Annotated in this window: 15 protein-coding genes; 9 read left to right on the top strand and 6 right to left on the bottom strand. The window is 64.5% G+C overall.

Going from position 1 to position 18,494, the window contains the following annotated elements; all coding sequences use genetic code 11:
- Nucleotides 1–44 precede the first annotated feature (44 nt).
- The 4 genes from deoC to NKJ04_RS01890 all read left to right on the top strand — a co-directional run bounded on the left by deoC (nucleotide 45) and on the right by NKJ04_RS01890 (nucleotide 5,604).
- Nucleotides 45–1,094, top strand: a complete 1,050-nt coding sequence (gene deoC / locus NKJ04_RS01875; RefSeq protein ID WP_031213095.1) for a deoxyribose-phosphate aldolase — start codon at nucleotides 45–47, stop codon at nucleotides 1,092–1,094.
- 72 nt (nucleotides 1,095–1,166) lie between these two features.
- Entirely contained in the window at nucleotides 1,167–3,539 is a 2,373-nt protein-coding gene (locus NKJ04_RS01880; protein WP_352673120.1) for an aldehyde dehydrogenase family protein, read from the top strand.
- A 269-nt stretch (nucleotides 3,540–3,808) separates the two neighbouring features.
- Nucleotides 3,809–4,540 (top strand): SDR family oxidoreductase, encoded by a 732-nt coding sequence (locus NKJ04_RS01885; protein WP_352673122.1) that lies wholly within the window; start codon nucleotides 3,809–3,811, stop codon nucleotides 4,538–4,540.
- A 218-nt stretch (nucleotides 4,541–4,758) separates the two neighbouring features.
- Nucleotides 4,759–5,604: a fumarylacetoacetate hydrolase family protein gene (locus NKJ04_RS01890; protein WP_023810855.1), complete on the top strand. Its 846-nt coding sequence runs from the start codon at nucleotides 4,759–4,761 to the stop codon at nucleotides 5,602–5,604.
- 147 nt (nucleotides 5,605–5,751) lie between these two features.
- Here NKJ04_RS01890 and NKJ04_RS01895 read toward each other — a convergent pair whose 3' ends face one another.
- The 6 genes from NKJ04_RS01895 to NKJ04_RS01920 all read right to left on the bottom strand — a co-directional run bounded on the left by NKJ04_RS01895 (nucleotide 5,752) and on the right by NKJ04_RS01920 (nucleotide 12,320).
- On the bottom strand, nucleotides 5,752–6,750 hold the full coding sequence (locus tag NKJ04_RS01895) for an ABC transporter ATP-binding protein (RefSeq protein ID WP_023810856.1): 999 nt from the start codon (nucleotides 6,748–6,750) through the stop codon (nucleotides 5,752–5,754).
- A gap of 58 nt (nucleotides 6,751–6,808) precedes the next feature.
- Nucleotides 6,809–7,870, bottom strand: coding sequence for a Gfo/Idh/MocA family protein (locus tag NKJ04_RS01900; protein ID WP_352553262.1), 1,062 nt, complete (start codon nucleotides 7,868–7,870; stop codon nucleotides 6,809–6,811).
- Nucleotides 7,867–8,706 (bottom strand): carbohydrate ABC transporter permease, encoded by an 840-nt coding sequence (locus NKJ04_RS01905; protein ID WP_352628931.1) that lies wholly within the window; start codon nucleotides 8,704–8,706, stop codon nucleotides 7,867–7,869. Before NKJ04_RS01905 ends, NKJ04_RS01900 begins: the two co-directional genes overlap by 4 nt.
- Before the next feature lie 223 nt (nucleotides 8,707–8,929).
- Nucleotides 8,930–9,859 (bottom strand): carbohydrate ABC transporter permease, encoded by a 930-nt coding sequence (locus tag NKJ04_RS01910; protein ID WP_352553266.1) that lies wholly within the window; start codon nucleotides 9,857–9,859, stop codon nucleotides 8,930–8,932.
- 239 nt (nucleotides 9,860–10,098) lie between these two features.
- Nucleotides 10,099–11,358 (bottom strand): ABC transporter substrate-binding protein, encoded by a 1,260-nt coding sequence (locus tag NKJ04_RS01915; protein WP_352673127.1) that lies wholly within the window; start codon nucleotides 11,356–11,358, stop codon nucleotides 10,099–10,101.
- Nucleotides 11,359–11,360: 2 nt separating this feature from the next.
- The gene (locus NKJ04_RS01920; protein WP_352628928.1) at nucleotides 11,361–12,320 is read right to left on the bottom strand and encodes an N-acetylmuramic acid 6-phosphate etherase; all 960 of its coding nucleotides are present in this window, start codon (nucleotides 12,318–12,320) and stop codon (nucleotides 11,361–11,363) included.
- A 198-nt stretch (nucleotides 12,321–12,518) separates the two neighbouring features.
- Between NKJ04_RS01920 and NKJ04_RS01925 the strand changes: the two genes are divergently transcribed.
- Genes NKJ04_RS01925 through NKJ04_RS01945 form a run of 5 tightly spaced genes read left to right on the top strand, consistent with a single transcriptional unit; the run spans nucleotide 12,519 to nucleotide 18,488 of the window.
- Entirely contained in the window at nucleotides 12,519–13,400 is an 882-nt protein-coding gene (locus NKJ04_RS01925; RefSeq protein ID WP_352628926.1) for a glucosamine kinase nucleotide-binding domain-containing protein, read from the top strand.
- Nucleotides 13,397–14,179 carry a GntR family transcriptional regulator gene (locus NKJ04_RS01930; RefSeq protein ID WP_027040192.1) on the top strand — a complete coding sequence of 261 codons (783 nt, stop codon included), beginning with the start codon at nucleotides 13,397–13,399 and terminating at the stop codon, nucleotides 14,177–14,179. The genes NKJ04_RS01925 and NKJ04_RS01930 overlap by 4 nt, the downstream gene beginning before the upstream one ends.
- Nucleotides 14,176–15,213 carry an SIS domain-containing protein gene (locus NKJ04_RS01935; protein WP_352673131.1) on the top strand — a complete coding sequence of 346 codons (1,038 nt, stop codon included), beginning with the start codon at nucleotides 14,176–14,178 and terminating at the stop codon, nucleotides 15,211–15,213. The genes NKJ04_RS01930 and NKJ04_RS01935 overlap by 4 nt, the downstream gene beginning before the upstream one ends.
- Nucleotides 15,210–16,415: an N-acetylglucosamine-6-phosphate deacetylase gene (nagA, locus tag NKJ04_RS01940; RefSeq protein ID WP_352673133.1), complete on the top strand. Its 1,206-nt coding sequence runs from the start codon at nucleotides 15,210–15,212 to the stop codon at nucleotides 16,413–16,415. Before NKJ04_RS01935 ends, nagA begins: the two co-directional genes overlap by 4 nt.
- A gap of 33 nt (nucleotides 16,416–16,448) precedes the next feature.
- Entirely contained in the window at nucleotides 16,449–18,488 is a 2,040-nt protein-coding gene (locus NKJ04_RS01945) for an ABC transporter ATP-binding protein/permease (protein ID WP_352673135.1), read from the top strand.
- The last annotated feature ends 6 nt before the right edge of the window (nucleotides 18,489–18,494 follow it).

The following is an 18,494-nucleotide window of genomic DNA, read 5'->3' on the forward strand; positions in this document are numbered from 1 at the left end:
CACGGGCTATCTTCGGCACACGTCGCTGAATGAAAGGGCAGGAGATGAGCAGCACAATCCGAGAAGCCGATATCGGCTCGTCCAAGGTGACGCCGCTGCCGGCGCGTGCCGCCGCCAACACAGCCGTTCCACCGGACCATCGCATTGCGCGCAATCCCGGCATGAAGCTCGATCTCGGCTTCATGGAATCGGTGCGCAGCGTCAACCGCTCGGCGCTGGAACGGCGCGTCGCCAGCCTGACCAAGCGGCGCTCGATCAAGGCCGACAACCAGGCGGCCTGGCTGCTGCGCGCTGTCGCCTGCATGGATTTGACGACGCTGAATTCCAACGACACCGAGGAGCGTGTGCGCCGGCTCTGCGCCAAGGCGATCAATCCGTTCCGCCGCGACATCGTCGAGGGCCTGGGCATATCAGGTGAAACCATCCGCCCGGCCGCCGTCTGCGTCTACCATCCCTTCGTCACCACCGCCGTCGATGCCGTGCGCGGCGCCGGCATCCATGTCGCCGCCGTCTCCACCGCCTTCCCGCATGGTCTGGCACCCCTGTCGACCCGCCTGCAGGAAATCGAAGCCTCGGTCCGCGACGGCGCCGACGAGATCGACGTGGTCATTCCACGCGGGCTGGTGTTCGGCGCCAAATGGCGCGAGCTATACAATGAGATCGTCTCGATGCGCGCCGCTTGCGGTGACGCGCATCTGAAGGTCATCCTCGGCACCGGCGACCTCGCCACGCTGCGCAATGTCATGCTGGCCTCGATGGTAGCGATGATGGCAGGCGCCGACTTCATCAAGACCTCGACCGGCAAGGAAAGCGTCAATGCGACGCTGCCCGTCGGCCTCGCCATGGTGCGCGCCATCAGGGCCTATTTCGAGGAAACCGGCTATCTCATCGGCTTCAAGCCGGCCGGCGGCATTTCCACGGCCAAGGCCTCACTCGACTGGCTGGTGCTGATGAAGGAAGAACTCGGCCGCCCATGGCTGGAGCCGGACCTGTTCCGCTTCGGTGCGTCGAGCCTCTTGACCGACATCGAGCGCCAGCTCGAGCACCATCTGACCGGACACTATTCGGCCAATCATCGCCACGCGATGGCTTGAGAGATTTACCCCCACCCCGATCGGCAAGCCGATCGACCCTCCCACAAGTGGGAGGGGTGAAGGAGGCGCCCAATGAACATTCTCGACCGCTACCACGCCATGGAATACGGCCCGGCGCCGGAAGCCCGCAACGAGGCCGATGCATGGCTTGCCGCGCGCGATTTCGGCAAGGCGCTGTTCATCGGCGGCGACTGGAAAGCCGCGTCCGGCGGCAAGACTTTCGAAACCAGCGAGCCGTCTTCCGGCAAGCTGCTGGCCAAGATATCCGACGCCAATGCCGTCGACATCGACGCGGCGGTTGCGGCGGCCACCAAGGCGCTGCCGAAGTGGTCGGCAGCCTCGGGCTATCAGCGCGCCAAGGTGCTTTATGCCATCGGCCGCGCCATGCAGCGCCACCAGCGCCTGTTCGCAGTGCTTGAGACCATCGACAACGGCAAGCCGATCCGCGAAAGCCGCGACATCGACGTGCCGCTGGCGATCCGCCATTTCATACACCATGCCGGTTGGGCGCAGGCGCTGGACAAGGATTTCCCCGGCCACAAGGGTGTCGGCGTGGTCGGCCAGATCATCCCGTGGAACTTTCCGCTGCTGATGCTGGCCTGGAAGATCGCGCCGGCCCTCGCCGCCGGCTGCACCGTGGTGCTGAAGCCGGCCGAGTTCACGCCGCTGACATCAATCCTGTTTGCTGAGATCTGCGAGCGCGCCGGCGTGCCGAAAGGTGTCGTCAACATCGTGCAGGGCGGTCCTGAGGCCGGCGGGGCCATCGTCAACCATCCCGGCATCCAGAAGATCGCCTTTACCGGTTCTTCCGAAGTCGGCAAGATCATCCGGAAAGCCACCGCCGGCTCGGGCAAGAAACTGTCGCTGGAACTTGGCGGCAAGTCGGCCTTCATCGTCTTCGAGGATGCCGATCTCGACAGCGCCGTCGAAGGCCTGGTCGACGGTATCTGGTTCAACCAGGGCCAGGTATGCTGCGCCGGTTCGCGACTGCTGGTCCAGGAAGGCATCGCCGACGCCCTGATCGCCAAGGTCAAGACGCGGATGAGCCGGCTGCGCGTCGGCAGCCCGCTCGACAAGAACACCGATATCGGCCCGCTGGTCGACGCCACACAGCTCGAGCGCGTCAAGGGCCTGGTCGCCGAAGGTGCCAGGCAGGGCGCCGTCTGCTGGCAGCCGGATGCGGCGCTGCCGTCTTCCGGCTACTACCATCTGCCGACGCTCGCCACAGGTGTTTCGCCGGCTAACATATTGGCGCAAGAAGAGGTGTTCGGCCCTGTTCTGGCGACCATGACCTTCCGCAATACCGAGGAAGCGATCGAGCTCGCCAACAACACGCGCTATGGCCTCGCCGCCTCGGTGTGGAGCGAGAACGTCAACCTTGCCCTGCACGTCGCGCCGCAATTGAAGGCCGGCGTGGTCTGGGTCAACGGCACCAACATGTTCGACGCCGCCTGCGGCTTCGGCGGCTACCGCGAGAGCGGTTTCGGTCGCGAAGGCGGGCGCGAGGGCATGTTCGAATATCTCGCGGCGAAACTGCCGCTCGGCCAGATCATCAAGCCGGCGACGACCTCCGCACAGCCAGTCGAGCAGGCCGACGGCTCGGCAATCGACCGCACGGCAAAGCTATTCATCGGCGGCAAGCAGGTACGGCCGGACGGCAATTATTCGCTGGCTGTCGCCACCGCCAAGGGCAAGCTGGCCGGTGAGGTTGGTCTCGGCAGCCGCAAGGATATCCGCGACGCTGTCTCCGCAGCCCGCGCCTGTAGGGGCTGGCCCGAGGCGACCGCCTGTAACCGCAGTCAGGTGCTTTACTATCTGGCCGAAAATCTCTCCGGCCGCGCCGCCGAGTTTGCCGCCCGCCTCACCGAGCTGACCGGCGCCAGCGCCAAGGCCGCGCGGGAAGAAGTAGAACAGTCCATAGAGCGCCTCTTCCTCTATGCCGGTCTGGCCGACAAGTTCGAGGGCCGCGTGCACCAGCCGCCGGCGCGTGCCGTGACGCTGGCGCTTCATGAACCGGTCGGCGTCGTCGGCATCGTCGCCCCCGACAGCTCGCCGCTGCTCGGCCTGATCTCGCTGGTCGCACCGGCGCTGGCCATGGGCAACACCGTGGTCGCGGTGCCTTCGGAGCGCTATCCGCTGCTGGCCACCGATCTCTACCAGGTCATCGAATATTCCGACGTTCCCTCAGGCGCCATCAACATCGTCACCGGTCGCAGCGCCGAACTTGCCGGCGTGCTGGCCAAGCATGACGATGTCGACGGGCTCTGGGTGTTCGCCGACGCTGAGACCTGCGCCCAGGCGGAAGCCGAGTCCACCGGCAACCTCAAGCGCATCTGGAGCGGAAATGGCCGCGGCCTCGACTGGGCATCCGACGAAGCCGCCGGCGACGCCTTCCTGCGCCGCGCCGTCGAGGTCAAGAATGTCTGGGTGCCTTACGGCGATTAATGTATGTCGCCCAAAAGTGCGCAGCGGTTTTGGGGCAACGACATATATAAAGGCAAAGAGCCAAAGCGCGTCGCGCGCTTTAAGCTCCCCCCGGTGCTGTCGAGACCGTGTTCGGGGTTGACGCACGGACAGATGTTCTTTAACGAGAAAAAACATCTTTATCAGTGAACGATCAACGGCGCAGGCTGCACGATCATGCGTGACTGGCACATGACGCCTTGGCCAGCCGCAGGTAGACCCGAACTATCCCAGTGGACGAGGAGAACAGTATGGCGGATCTGGCAGGCAAGGTCGTTGTCGTCACGGCAGCGGCGCAAGGCATCGGCAAGGCGAGCGCACTGGCCTTCGCAAAAGCTGGCGCCATCGTCTACGCCACCGACATCAACGAGGCCCTGCTGGCGGAACTCGCCAAGACGCCGGGGATCAAGACCCGCAAGCTGGACGTGCTCAACGACGAAGCCGTCAACGCCGCCTTTGCCGAGATCGGTGTCGTCGACGTGCTGTTCAACTGCGCCGGTTTCGTCCATTCGGGCTCGATCCTGGAGATGAAGGACGGCGACCTCGATTTCGCGCTGAACCTCAATGTTCGCGCCATGATCCGCACCAGCCGGGCTGTGCTGCCCGGCATGCTGGAACGCGGCGACGGATCGATCATCAACATGGCCTCGCTGGCCAGTTCGACCAAGGGCGTGCCCAACCGCTTCGTCTATGGCCTGACCAAGGCCGCCGTCATGGGCCTGACCAAGGCGATCGCCGCCGACTATGTCGGCAAGGGCATACGCTGCAACGCCATTTGCCCCGGCACGGTCGAGAGCCCGTCGCTGCAGGACCGCATGCACGCGCAAGGCGACTACGATGCCGCCCGCGCCGCCTTCATCGCCCGCCAGCCAATGGGCCGGCTCGGCACGCCGGAGGAAATCGCCGATCTCGCCGTCTATCTGGCCGGCGCCACCTACACGTCCGGGCAGGCCTACAATATCGACGGCGGCTGGTCGATCTGACTGCGGAAATCATACGCGAGCAGGACGATCTGGCCCTTTCCCGGCGTTTAACAGGGGATCGAAGAGTCTGAAAATCCCGCGCGCCGGCTATCTTGTATGGCGATCGCGCTTGTCCGTAGTCAGGTCGATGGGTACGGTCCGCCGGTTCCTTGAAGGAGCATCGCCTTGGCGGAAAGTTTGCAAAGGGCCACGAGGCCGCAATCAGGAGAAGGATTTAGATGAAACTGCTGCGCTATGGCGAGGTGGGAAGCGAACGTCCCGGCCTGCTCGATGCGGATGGAACGATCCGTGATCTCTCCGCTCACGTCACCGATATCGGCGGCAAGACGCTCGACCCGGCATCGCTGGCTGCACTGGCCAAGCTGGATCCCAAGTCGCTACCGGCGGTTTCCGGCAGCCCGCGCCTCGGCGCCTGCGTTACCGGAACCGGCAAGTTCATCTGCATCGGCCTCAACTATTCCGACCACGCCGCCGAGACCGGCGCCACCGTGCCGCCGGAGCCGATCATTTTCATGAAGGCAAGCTCGGCCATTGTCGGGCCGGATGACGACGTGCTGATCCCGCGCGGCTCGGAGAAAACCGACTGGGAAGTCGAACTGGCCGTGGTCATCGGCAAAACCGCCAAATATGTCAGCGAGGCCGATGCGCTCGACTATGTCGCCGGCTATAGCGTTGCCCACGATGTCTCCGAACGCGCCTTCCAGGCCGAGCGCCAGGGCCAGTGGACCAAGGGCAAGTCCTGCGACACGTTCGGCCCGACCGGCCCGTGGTTGGTGACCAAGGACGAGGTAGCCGATCCGCAGAACCTCAAAATGTGGCTGACCGTCAACGGCAAGACGATGCAGAACGGCTCGACCAAGACCATGGTCTACGGCGTAAAGTATCTGGTGTCCTACCTCAGCCAGTTCATGTCGCTGCACCCCGGCGACATTATTTCGACAGGCACGCCGCCCGGCGTCGGGCTCGGCATGAAGCCGCCGGTGTTCTTGAAGGCCGGCGATGTCGTGGAGCTGGGCATCGAAGGGCTGGGCCAGCAGAAGCAGACGTTCAAGGCGGACGTATAGAGGTTGCGCTGCCCCTCATCCGGCCGCTTCGCGGCCACCTTCTCCCCGCTGGGGAGAAGAAGTGAGCGTCGGCGCTGACAATCTCCTCTCCCCTCGGGGAGAGGTCAGCCGAGCGAAGCGGAGGCTGGGTGAGGGGGCTGCGCCCGCCTACTTCAGCACCTTCCCATCAGCCCCAAACCTATATGTCTTCGCCGGATCCGGCGTCGCATAGAGCGTCGCACCCGGCTCTGCATCATAGACGCCGAAAATGCGCACGGTAATCAGCCCCGCCTTCTCGCAATCGAGATACAGATTGGTGTCGGCGCCGAGGTGCTCGGCGTGCACCACCGTTCCCTTCCAGGCGCCGGATTTCGGATCGACGGTCAAATGTTCCGGCCGCACGCCGATGGTCTTGGCGGTTTCGCCGAGGCGGGCGCCGTCGACGAAATTCATCTTCGGTGAGCCGATGAAGCCGGCGACGAACTCATTTGCCGGCGAATTGTAGAGCTCCATCGGGCCGCCGATCTGCTCAATCCTGCCGGCATTGAGCACGACGATCTTGTCGGCCAGCGTCATCGCCTCGACCTGGTCGTGGGTGACGTAGATCATCGTTGCCTTCAGCCGGCGATGCAGCTGCGCGATCTCCAGCCGCGTGTTGACGCGCAGTGCCGCATCGAGGTTCGAAAGCGGCTCGTCGAAGAGAAAAAGCTTTGGCTCGCGCACCACGGCGCGGCCGATGGCGACGCGCTGGCGCTGGCCGCCGGAGAGTTCGGCCGGCCGTCTTTCGAGATAGGGCTCCAGCGACAGCATCGATGACGCGATGCCGATGCGGCGCTCGATTTCGGCCGCCGGCGTTCCTGCCTGCTTGAGGCCAAGGCCCATATTGTTCTTCACCGTCAGATGCGGGTAGAGCGCATAGGTCTGGAACACCATGGCGATGCCACGCTTGGCCGGCGGCGTGGCCGAGACGTCCGCGCCGTCGATGACGACGCGGCCCGAGGTCGAATCCTCCAGTCCGGCAATGACTCTGAGCAAGGTCGACTTGCCGCAGCCAGACGGGCCGACGAAGACGACGAACTCGCCGTCGTTCACTTCGAGGTTGATGCCCTTCAGCACCTCGACCGGCCCGAAGGCCTTCTTCACGTTCTCAATGTTCAGCGAGCCCACGGCAGTCCTCCAAATTGGAATGTGGGCGCGAATGCAACCCGTGACGACAATTCTGCGGTCACAATCGCACCGCCTTTCCACTGCGCACGCTCTCGTCTGCGGCAAGGCAGACGGCGAGCGATTTGACCGCGTCGTCCATATGTTTGGTGAGATCCAGATCCTCGCGGATCGCCTTCAGCACGAAGGCCTGTTCGAGGTCGCAGAGGTCCTGATGGCCGGGTTCGCCCTCCATTGACAGCATCTCGTCGGCTTTGAGAAACTTGCCGTCCGCGCCGGTCGCCGCATTGTGCAGGCGGATGGTGGAGGTCTTGGTGTGGGTGTCGATGTCGTCGGACTTCACACCTTCCTTCATGACGATCGACACGCAGCCATTGGGCGAGATGACGTCCTTCACAAAGAACGCCGTTTCCGAAATCATCGGCCCCCAGCCGGCCTCATACCAGCCGACCGACCCGTCATCGAACAGCACCTGCAGATGGCCGTAATTGTACATCGAGGGTGCCACCTCCTCGGTCAGCCGCACGCCCATGCCACGCACCTCGATCGGTTTGGCATCGGTGATCTGCAGCATGACGTCGAGATAGTGCACGCCGCAGTCGACGATCGGCGACGTCGTCTGCATCAACTGCTTGTGCGTCTCCCAGGTGTGGCCCGAGGATTGCTGATTGAGGTTCATGCGGAAAACGTAGGGGCCGCTTAGCTTGCGCGCTTCGGCGATCAGCCTGATCCAGGACGGGTGATGGCGCAGGATATAGCCGATCACCAGTTTTCTGCCATTGGCCTTCGCCGCCGCGACGACGCGCTTGGCGTCGGCCACCGTCGTTGCCAGCGGCTTTTCGACGAAGACATGGCAACCGGCCTCGAACGCCCTCACCGCATAGTCGGCATGGCTGTCGGAATAGGTGGCGATGCAGGCGACATCGGGCTTTTCGTCACGCAGGGCTTCATCGAAGGAGCGCCTTATGCCGTAACCCGACAGCCTGTCCGGCAGCGGCACGTCGGAGCGGTTGATCAGCGCTGCGATCTGAAAACCTGGATTGGCATGGTAGGCCAGCGCGTGGCTGCGGCCCATATTGCCGAGGCCGGCAACGACGACGCGAAGAGGTGTTTCAGAGTTCACTTGACGGCTCCCGACGTGATGCCGCGGATCAGCTGCCGCGAGAAGATGACGTAGAGGATCAGCACCGGCATGATCGCCAGCGACAGTGCGGCTAGGATGGCATTCCAGTTGGTGACGAACTGGCCGAGGAAGAGCTGTGCGCCAAGCGTCACCGTCTTGGTTTCCTCCGATGGCGCCAAGATCAGCGGGAACCACAGGTCGTTCCAGATCGGGATCATGGTGAAGACGGCGACGGTTGCCATCGATGGCCTGACCAGCGGCAGCACCAGGCGGAAGAAGATGGTGTATTCGGACAGGCCGTCGATGCGGCCGGCATTCTTCAGATCGTCCGAGACCTGCTTCATGAATTCCGACAGGATGAAGACGGCAAGCGGCAGGCCCTGCGCGGTGTAGACCAGGACCAGCGCCGTCAGCGTGTTGACCAGCCCGCTCACCACCATCAATTGCAGGATGGCGACGGTGCCCAGCCGGATCGGGATCATAATGCCGAGCGCCAGATAAAGCCCCATCAGCGAGTTGCCGCGGAAGCGGTATTCCGACAGCGCGAACGCCGCCATGGCGCCGAACAACAGCACGAAGAACAGCGAGGCGACGGTGACGACGAGGCTGTTCTGGAAATAGTGGATGAAGTCGCCCTGGCCGATCACCGTCGTGTAGCCGATCAGGTCGAAGGTTTTGGGCGTCGGCGGCGTCAGCGGCGCGCCGAAGATGCCCGCGCGCGACTTGAACGAGTTCATGATGACGAGGATCACCGGAAACAGCGCGATCGCCGTGTAGGTCAACAGGATCGCGTGGGCGCCGATGGTGCGGGGCACGGAACGGGTGGCGGTGCTCATTGGGAGGTCTCCTGACGCACACTTCCAAGGAATGGCGCCAAGGCACCCCCCTCTGTCCTGCCGGACATCTCCCCCGCAAGGGGGGAGATCGGATGTCGCGACTGCTTTCGCCAATCACCAACGCAGCAAGATGGCCGGCAAGGCCAACGCTGCCAATCTCCCCCCTTGCGGGGGAGATGGCCGGCAGGCCAGAGGGGGGTGTTCAAGCTCGACATCTCGCCCCTCAGAACTGGTAGCGACGCAGGCGCGTCTGGACGAGGAAGAGGTAGACGCAGACGCCGCCGAGGATGATCAGGAACATCATCGTGGCGATCGCCGCGCCCATATTGGGGTCGCCGACCTGCAGCTGGAAACCGAAGAAGGCGCGATAGAGGAAGGTGCCGAGAATGTCGGTCGAATAGTTTGGCCCGGCGAGCGCCCCTTGCGCGGTGTAGATCAGGTCGAAGGCGTTGAAATTGCCGACGAAGGTGAGGATCGAGATGATGCCGATCGATGGCAGGATCAGCGGCAGCTTGATCTTCCAGAACTGCGACAGGCCGGTAATGCCGTCGCATTCGGCCGCCTCGATCACCTCTTCGGGAATCGACAGCAGGGCTGCGTAGATCAGCATCATCGGGATGCCGACGAACTGCCACACCGAGATCAGGCTAAGCGCCGTCAGAGCATATTGCTCCTTGCCCAGCCACGGCGTGAACAAGCTTTTCAGGCCGACAAGATCCATCAGATGCGGCGCCACGCCCCACAGCGGCGACAGGATCAGCTTCCAGGCGAAGCCGACGATGACGAAGGACAGGATCGTCGGAACGAAGATCGCCGTGCGGTAGAAGGCCGCGAATCTCAGTCTCGGGCTGGACAGCAGCGCGGCCAGCATGACGCCGATCGGGTTCTGCACCAGCATGTGGATGATGAAGAACCAGGTGTTGTTCCTGAGCGCGTTCCAGAAACCCACCGACCAGTTGGGGTCGCCGAACAGGGTGCGGAAGTTTTGCAGCCCGACGAAGACCTGGTGCTGCTCGATGTTGCGGAACAGCGACAGCTGCAGCGTGCCGGCGAGCGGCAGGATCATGATCGCCGTGTAGACGAGCACCGCCGGCGCCAGGAAGATGCCGATGTGCCAGCGGAACGGTCTTTTCGGTCGTGTTTCTGCGGCCATGAGTTCGGTCCCCGCCGTCTCTCGGTTCCAAAGGGTATCGATCTAGATGATGCCTCGATGCACGGCCCGACCGTTCTTGCCCGATGCGGCAAGAACAAAGGCCTGCGACTGGTCAGCTAGCCTTTCCCCACAACAGCGAGGGTAAGGCCGAGAGGCGGTGCCGACAATCGCAATCTGAAAAACCAGGATAGTCCGAGACCGGCCAGGCATACGCCCGGCCGATCTCGTTGCCTGAGCGCTTACTTGGCCGGCTTGTACCAGCTGTCGAGACCGGTCTGCAGCTTCTTGGCTGCAGCGTCCGGGGTGTCGGTGCCGTTGATGACGTTGGCCGATTCAACCCAGGTCTCGTTCTCGAGGTTCGGCGTGCCGCGCGACAGGATCTGGTAGGTCGAGCGGATCGTCGACTTGCACTTGCCGCGCCAGGAGACGAATTCCTGCGCCAGCGGGTCTTCCATCTTCACCGGCGCGGAGTTCAGGCTGAAGAAGCCCGGCAGCGCGTTGGCATAGATGGTGGCGAAATCCGGCGAAGCGACCCAGGACAGGAAGGTCTTGGCCGCATCGGCGTTCTTCGAAGCCGCATTCAGGCCCATGCCGATATCGGTATGGTCGGAGATGTAGCAGGTGTCGCCGGCCTTTTTGACCGGCGGCGGGAAGGCGCCCATCTTGAACTGGGCCTGGGTGTTGAACAGGCCGATTTCCCACGAGCCGGCCGGGTAGATGGCGGCGCGGCCGAGCGTGAACAGGTTCTGGCTGTCCGGATAGGTCTGCGCCTCGAAACCGTCACCCAGATAAGGCTTCCACTTGGCCAGTTCCTCATACGGCGCGACCCAGTCCTTGTCGGTCAGCTTCTGATCGCCCTTGATCAGCGCTGCGCGGCCGTCCTCGCCCTTCCAGTAGTTCGGGCCGATGTTCTGGTAGCCCATGGTCGCGGCTTCCCAGAGATCCTTGGTGCCCATCGCCATCGGGATGTAGGTGCCGTCGGCCTTGATCTTCTCGAGCGCGGCGAAGAACTCGTCGCGGGTCTCCGGCACCTTGATGCCGAGCTTTTCGAAGGCGTCCTTGTTGTAGATGAAGCCGTGAATGACCGAGGCCATCGGCACGCAGAAGCTCGCCTTGCCGTCGTCGGTCTGCCAGGCGGACTTGGCCACCGGCGAGAAGTTCTCCATGCCGGGCAGCGCCGAGAGGTCGGCAAGGTTGCCCTTCTTGAACAGTTCAAGCGACTTGTCGAACGGGCGGCAGGTGATCAGGTCGCCCGCCGAGCCGGCGGCGAGCTTGGCGCCAAGTGCGGCGTCATACTCGGTCGGGGCCGACGGTGCGAACACCACCTTGATGCCCGGGTTCTTGGCTTCGAAGGCCGGGATCAGCTTGTCCTTCCAGATGGCAAGGTCGTCGCCGCGCCAGCTTTCGATGTTGAGTGTTACGTCGTCGGCATAAGCAACCCCGGCCGAGCCGAGAATGCTGGTGCCCAGAAGCAGTGCCGTCAGTAGTTTCGTTGTCATGCTCAGTCTCCCTGTTGACCTTTTTCAGGTTCGGTTTTGATGAGAACGGAGGCAGTGCGCCCCTTGCTCCCCTCTATAGCGGAAAGGGCCGGCCGCAGCTTCTGGCCGGCCTCTTCCAGTATTTTCTGCGCCGCGTCAGCGCTGGCGGCGCCGGCGGCGAGCAGAATGGCGGTCTTGACCGCGCCGCCGCTCTTCTCGAGCAGGCGGGCCGCCTCGTCCGTGTCGCGCCCGCTGACGGCGGCGACGATGCGCGCCGCGCGGTCGCGCAGCTTGATGTTGTCGGCCATGAGATTGACCATGTAGCCGTCATGCACATGGCCGAGATGGATTGCGGTCAGCGTCGACAGCATGTTGAGCGCGATCTTCTGGGCGGTGCCGGCGCCCATGCGCGTCGAACCGGCGATCAGCTCCGGCGGCGTTTCGAGCAGGATGGCGGTTTGTGCCTGGCGCAGCAGCGCACAGTCCCTGTTGTTGGCGATGCCGATGGTGGCAGCGCCACGGCGGGCAGCCTCCTCGATGGCCTTGACGGCATAGGGCGTCGTGCCGCTGGCGGAAATGGCGATCAGGCAGTCGCCCTTGCCGAGGCCCGCCTCGGCGACCGCTGCCGCAGCCTCCTCGGTATCGTCTTCCGGCCCGCCGGCCAGCGTGCGGAAAGCGTCGGCGCCGCCGGCGATCAGGATGGCAATACGGTCACGATGAATGCCGAAGGTGCCCGGAAGCTCCAGCGCATCGGCCAGTGCCATCAGGCCTGAGCTGCCGGCCGCGGCGTAGGCAAGCTTGCCCCCGCTCTTCAGCCTGCCCGCGATGATTTCGGCTGCCCTGGCAATGGATGGAATGGCATGGCGCACGACCTTCGCGGCTTCGATCTGCGCGTCGGCCAAATAGGAAAGGACGGTGTCCGGGGCCTGGATATCCAGCCCCTCGGCATTTTTGTGAAGCGCTTCGGTGCGCGTTTCGGCCATCCCGGTTCCTCCAATACCAGAACAATACCAAAAAAATACCACTTGTCCACACGCATTAACGAATTCGCTGGTCGGAAATCGCTGAGCCGACGAGATGCGCAGATTTTCCAATAAAATACGGCTTAATCTTTTTGAAACGGAAATTAACCCTTGGCTATTGGTATTTTATTGGTATTATCCGCCTGGAGGAGAAATCACGTGAATTTCGTGCTCGGAATCGATGGCGGCGGCACCAGCTGCAGGGCCGCCCTGGCAACGGCGGACGGCATGGTGATCGGCCGCGCCAAAAGCGGCGCCGCCAACATCCGCACCGACCTGACCGGCGCCCGCTCGAACATCGTCGAGGCCGCGCGGCAGGCGTTCCTCGCCGCCGGGCAGGATGCGGAATTGATCCCGCGAACTCCCGCAATTCTCGGCCTTGCCGGCGCCAATGTCGGCACCTACCGTCAGCAGCTCGAAGCGATCCTGCCGTTCAGCATCAGCCGCGTCGAGACCGACGCCGAGATCGCACTGGAAGGCGCTGTCGGCTCCGGCGACGGCGCCATGGCGATCCTCGGCACCGGCACCGCCTATATGGCGCGCAGACAAGGCAAATCGCGCGCCATCGGCGGCTGGGGCTTCCAGGTTGGCGACCAGGGCAGCGGCGCCCGTATCGGCCGCGACCTGCTCGAACAGACACTGCTTGCCTATGACGGCGTCCGCGAAGGTTCGCCGCTGACGCAGAGCATGCTGGCCGTGTTCCGCAACAACCCGGAGGACGTCGTCGAATTCACCACCAATGCCAAGCCGGGTGACTTCGGCGGCTTCGCACCCAAGGTGTTCGAGCATGCCGGGAAGGGCGACAGCGTCGCCAACTGGATCCTCGACAGGGTGGTCGCCGATGTCGAAGCCTCGCTCGGCGCGCTCGACCTCTCAGAAGACGCGCCGCTGTGCCTGCTCGGCGGGCTGGCGCCGCTCTACGCGCCGCGGCTGTCTGCCCGCTACCGGGCGCTGCTGAAGCCGCCGCTCGACGACGCGCTGGGCGGCGCGGTGCAGATGGCGGTTCGCCTTTTCGCCGGACACGCGGAGGCAACTCGATGAGCGAGGCCGCCGACCAGATCTTCGCCACGCTCAAACATCAGGCGCAAAGCGGCGCGCCGCTTTATCTGCAGCTTCGCAAGAGCATCGAGGACGCGGTCAATCGCGGCCTGATCGGGCCGGGCGACGCGCTGCCTTCCGAGCGCGACATCGCCACCAAGGCCGATATTTCGCGGGTCACCGTGCGCAAGGCGGTGCAGGACCTCGTCAAGGGCGGCATCCTGGTGCAGCGCCACGGCTCCGGCACTTTCGTGGCGCCGCGCATGGAGCGTGTCGAACAGTCGCTGTCGCGGCTGACCTCGTTCACCGAAGACATGGCGCGGCGCGGCATGGCTGTGCGTTCGGCATGGCTCGACCGAGGCCTTTACGCACCTTCGCCCGACGAGATGATGGTGCTCGGCCTGTCGTCGAGCGAACTCGTGGCGCGCGTGGCGCGCCTGCGCATCGCCAACGACACACCGCTGGCGATCGAGCGCGCCTCGCTGTCGGCCAGCGTGTTGCCCGACCCGGCCGATATAGGCTCCTCGCTCTATGCGGCGCTGGAATTGACCGGCAACCGGCCGGTGCGCGCCGTGCAGCGCATTTCCGCCGCCAATCTCGGCGACAGCGACGCGCGCCTGCTCGAAGTGCCGCCAGGCATTGCCGGCCTGCACATCGAACGCATTTCCTATCTGGCGAGCGGCAAGGTGATCGAATTCACCCGCTCCATCTACCGGGGCGACGCCTATGATTTCGTCGCCGAACTGCGGCTGACAGGGCCGAGCGAAGAGGGCCGACCATGAGCACGACAGAAATGACCCATATGCGGCGCGAGATCGAGGAGGTCCCGCAAGCGGTCGCCCGCCTGCTCGACGGCTCCGGCGCCGTGTTGACCGAGGCCGGGCGCGGCATCCGCGAACGCGACCCGCAGTTTGTCGTCACCGTGGCGCGCGGCTCGTCCGACCATGCCGCCACCTTCATGAAATATGCCGTCGAACTGACCGCCGGCCTGGCCGTCGCGTCGGTCGGCCCGTCGATCGCCTCGATCTACGGCCGCAAGCTCAGGCTCGCCGGCTCGGCCTGCCTGGCGATCTCGCAGTCGGGCAAGAGCCCCGATATCGTCGCTATGGCCGAAACCGCGCGGGCGGGGGGCGCGCTGACCATCGCCATCACCAACACCGCTGATTCGCCGCTGGCGCGCGCATCGGACTATGCGATCGATATCCTGGCCGGCCCCGAGCGCAGCGTGGCGGCCACCAAGACCTTCATCAATTCGGCCGTCGCCGGCCTCGCTCTGATGGCGCACGCCACCGGTGACGATGCGCTGTTGGCCGCACTTGCCCGCCTGCCGGAGCATTTCGGCAAGGCGATCGCCTGCGACTGGATGAGCGTGCTGTCTGAGACGATCGAGAAGCAGAAATCGCTGTTCATCCTCGGCCGCGGACCGTCGGCGGCGATGGCCAATGAGGCGGCGCTGAAATTCAAGGAAACCTGCGGCATGCATGCCGAGGCCTATAGTGCGGCCGAAGTCATGCATGGCCCGCTGGCGCTGATCGGCCCCGACTTTCCGGTGCTGGCGCTGGCCGCGCGCGATGCGTCCGAACCGTCCATTGCCGAGGCCGCCGACAGCCTGGCGGCCAAGGGCGCGCCGGTGTTCGTCACCTCCGCACTAGCCCAGCGCGCCGTGCGCCTGCCGCATGTCGCTACCGGCCATCCGCTGACCGATCCGCTGACGCTGATCGTCTCCTTCTACATGTTCGTCGAGGCCTTTGCCCGCCATCGCGGTCTCGACCCGGACACGCCGCGCAATCTTCGCAAGGTGACGGAGACAGTATGAGCGATCGCTTTGCCCTGACTGGCGCCCGGATTTTCGATGGGGACGACTGGCATGAAGGCCACGCACTTGTCGTGCGCGACGGTCTCGTCGAGGCCATTTTGCCCGCCGGCGCCATCGCCTCGGATATCCGCGTCGTCGACACCGGCGGCGGCGTGCTGGCGCCGGGCTTCGTCGACCTGCAGGTCAATGGCGGCGGCGGCGTCATGCTCAATAACCACCCCGATGTCGCTTCGATCGAGACCATCTGCCGCGCGCACGCGCCTTTCGGCACGACGGCGCTGCTGCCGACGCTGATCACCGACACGCCCGGCATCACTGCCGCCGCTGTCGCCGCCGGCGAGGCAGCGGCGCGCCAGAAGGTGCCTGGGTTTCTCGGGCTGCATCTCGAAGGCCCGCATCTGTCGGTCGCCCGCAAGGGCGCGCATGATCCGGCGCTGATCCGGCCGATGACGGATGCAGATCAGGCGATGCTGATCGCCGCGCGGCAGAAACTACCGGTGCTGCTCACCACCATTGCCCCGGAATCCGTCGAGCCGGCGTGCGTCGCGGCACTCGCCAAGGCCGGCATCATCGTCAGCCTTGGCCATTCCGATACCGGCTATGCCACCGCCAGCGCTTTTGCCGCGGGCGGCGCCTCGATGGTCACCCATCTGTTCAACGCGATGAGCCAGATCGGCAATCGCGAGCCCGGACTGGTCGGCGCGGCCATCGACATCGGCAGCTTGTCGGCCGGTCTCATCGCCGACGGCATCCATGTCGATCCGGCCACGATCAAGATCGCGCTGCGCGCCAAGCAAGGTCCCGGCAAAATCGTGCTGGTCACCGACGCCATGGCGACAATCGGCACCGACATGACGTCGTTCACACTCAACGGCCGCACCATCTATCGAAGGGACGGCAGCCTGAGGCTGGCCGACGGAACACTGGCGGGCGCCGATCTCGATATGATCTCGGCCGTTCGTTTCATCCACCGCGTCGTCGGAGTCGAGCTTTCCGAGGCCTTGCGCATGGCCTCGCTCTATCCGGCGCAAGCAATCGGCCAGTCGCACCGGCTGGGCCGATTCGCCAACGGCACGGCCGCGGACATGGTCGCGCTGTCGGACGATCTCGACACGAAGGGCGTCTGGATCGGCGGCGAAAAGATTTTTGCGGCCGGTTCCGCCACTGCGTTGATTTCAGGTTCAAGTCGGCTGACGTCATGAAACCTTTTGATTTTGAGGTCGTTGTCGGAGCGTATGTCCGAGGCGAAACCCAAATTGAAACAGGCCGACGGCATCAAACCGCGCGGTGCCTTGAAGCCGCGACAGCAAGCGCCGCGTGACCAGAGGCCACGCCACGAGGAGCTGCGCGAAAAAAAGCCGTCGGCCGCCGAAGCTGCCCCCGAGGTCGACGGCCAGCCGGGACCGCCACCGGAGGCTGTCGAGCCCGATCCGCAACTGACGCTCGAAGAGGCCGAGCAGGCGCGCAAGAAATATCTGCTGCGGCGTTTCTGGATCAGCGCGCGCGGTTACTGGAGCCGGCGCGGCGACCGGCTCGCCTGGCCGTTCACGATCGGGGTGTTGCTTCTAATCTGCATCAATATCGGCTTCCAGTATGGCATCAATGTCTGGAACCGCTCGATGTTCGATGCGCTCGAGCAGCGCAACGCCCGCAGCGTCTACTTCCTCAGCGCGGTATTCGTGCCGCTGGTGATCTGCAGCGGCAGCCTTGTCGTCGCGCAGGTTTACCTGCGCATGACGATCCAGCGCCGCTGGCGTTCCTGGCTGACCACCGCGGTCATTGCGCGCTGGCTGGCAAGCGGTCGCTACTACCAATTGAACCTCGTCGGCGGCGACCACCAGAACCCCGAGGCCCGCATGACCGAGGATTTGCGCATCGCCACCGAGTCGCCGGTCGATTTCATCGCCGGCGTCCTCAACGCGTTCCTGTCGGCCTCGACCTTCATCGTCGTGCTGTGGACCATCGGCGGCGCGCTCACCCTGCCGATCGGCAGCGAGAGCATTACCATTCCCGGCTTCCTAGTCATCACCGCGATGATCTATGCCGCCATCACCTCGACCTCGATGGTGGTCATCGGCCGCCATTTCGTCCGGCTCTCCGAGCAGAAGAACCAGGCGGAAGCCGAATTGCGCTACACGCTGACGCGCGTGCGCGAAAACGGCGAGAGCATCGCCTTGCTGGGCGGCGAGGAGGAGGAGCGCAGCGGCATCGACAGGAATTTCGGCCATGTGCTCAGGCAATGGGCGCTGCTGACGGGCCAGCACATGCGCACGGCGGCGGTGTCGCAGGGATCGAGCCTGTTTGCGCCGGTCGTGCCGATCCTGCTGTGCGCGCCAAAATTCCTCGAAGGCTCGATGACGCTTGGCGAGGTGATGCAGGCAGCGTCTGCCTTTGGCATCGTGCAAGGCGCGTTCGGATGGCTGGTCGACAACTACCCGCGTCTTGCCGACTGGAACGCCTCGGCGCGGCGCATCGCCTCGCTGATGATGTCGCTCGACGGGCTCGAGCGTGCGGAGCAGAGCGACGCGCTCGGACGCATCCAGCACGGCAAAACCGAAGACGGTGCGATGCTCAGCCTCGACGATCTCTCCGTCACGCTCGACGACGGCACCTCCGTGGTCAAGGAAACCGAGGTTGCGATCGAACCGGGTGAGCGCGTGCTGGTGGCTGGCGAATCCGGCTCGGGTAAGTCGACGCTGGTGCGGGCCGTTGCTGGCCTGTGGCCATGGGGCGGCGGCAGCGTCAATTTCCACGCCGACAGGCGACTGTTCATGCTGCCGCAACGCCCCTACATCCCCTCGGGCACGCTTCGCCGCGCGGTCGCCTATCCCGCGGCGGCGGACAAGTGGACGATCAAACAGATCAAGGCCGCCCTCGACAAGGTCGGCCTTGCCTATCTTGCCGAAAGGATCAAGGAAGAAGCGCCATGGGACCAGACGCTGTCGGGCGGCGAAAAGCAGCGCCTCGCCTTCGCGCGCCTGCTGCTGCACCGCCCCGATATCGTCGTGCTGGATGAAGCAACCTCGGCGCTCGACGAGAAGAGCCAGGACACCATGATGGCGACGGTGATCCGCGAATTGCCTGATGTCACCATCATCAGCGTGGCGCACCGGGCCGAGCTGGAAGCCTTCCACAGCCGCAAGATCACCCTCGAACGGCGCGAGGGCGGCGCCAAGCTTGTCAGCGACATCAATCTCGCCCCACGCAAGCGCAACCTGCTGAAGCGCGCCTTGTGGGGTTCCGGCAGCCGGGCCGAAAGGCCGCGCAAGGAGTAAGGCGCC

Origin of the sequence: Mesorhizobium sp. M0618 (genome assembly GCF_040320765.1) — a bacterium.
Taxonomy (GTDB): domain Bacteria; phylum Pseudomonadota; class Alphaproteobacteria; order Rhizobiales; family Rhizobiaceae; genus Mesorhizobium.